The sequence below is a fragment of the Myxococcus sp. AB036A genome, from assembly GCF_006547355.1.
Taxonomy (GTDB): domain Bacteria; phylum Myxococcota; class Myxococcia; order Myxococcales; family Myxococcaceae; genus Myxococcus; species Myxococcus virescens.
This window is the reverse complement of record NZ_VHLC01000230.1, coordinates 1-664: the sequence shown is the minus strand read 5'-3', so window position 1 is coordinate 664 and position 664 is coordinate 1. Positions and strand designations below refer to the sequence as shown.

The following is a 664-nucleotide window of genomic DNA, read 5'->3' as shown; positions in this document are numbered from 1 at the left end:
GGCGGGGAGGGTGCTTGGCTTTGCTAGGTGGGCTTCTCCAAGGTCACGGCGGGTCGCTGCCGTGTCGAGCGCTCAACGAGCATCCGTCAAAAGTATTTCGTATTCAACACGCGATTTCGCGCCTGCTTGCTCTCCAGGCGCCAGCCGGGGCGTACCTTGTTTCTGTTTCATTCGGCGTGATTGGAATTGTTTGTCATTGTGCGATGCGGGCACTGGAAACGCGCTGGGCGTGAGGCTTTCGCTGCACTGCGGGCCCGGGCAGGCGCCGGAATGCACTGCGACGCGAGTCGGGGGTGTGCGGTGGGGAGCGAACAGTCCCACACCCCTGGCGGCCGGAGGCGCGAGGTACAGGCCGGCGCTACAACACCCCCGGTCGTACCGGCGACGCGAAGGACCGGCGCTCGACTCACACAGCGTCATCCTTCAGGGAGGTGACCATGAACCCGGCTTCGGGCTCGTGCGTTGCGTGTGGGGCGCGTTTCCTGGGAGGCGTACTGGCGTGTCCGCGGAGCGCGGCGGGGGTACCCCGGGACGCGCCGGTCCGCCGATGGGCGCCAGGGTTGTGCCACCCGCCGCTGGTGGGCCGCGTCGCGGTGCTGAAGCGGCTGATGGGGCTGGCGGAGGATGTGCGGCGCGGGTTGGGACGGGCGGTGTGGTTGATGGG

1 protein-coding gene and 1 pseudogene are annotated in these 664 nt (G+C 68.1%); both read left to right on the top strand.

What is annotated here, in order from left to right:
- Positions 1-233: hypothetical protein (locus FL344_RS39655; protein WP_228565671.1), on the top strand; the 233-nt coding region annotated here is incomplete at its 5' end.
- Positions 234-437: 204 nt separating this feature from the next.
- A pseudogene (locus FL344_RS39650) lies at positions 438-664 on the top strand (hypothetical protein); the annotation flags it as partial.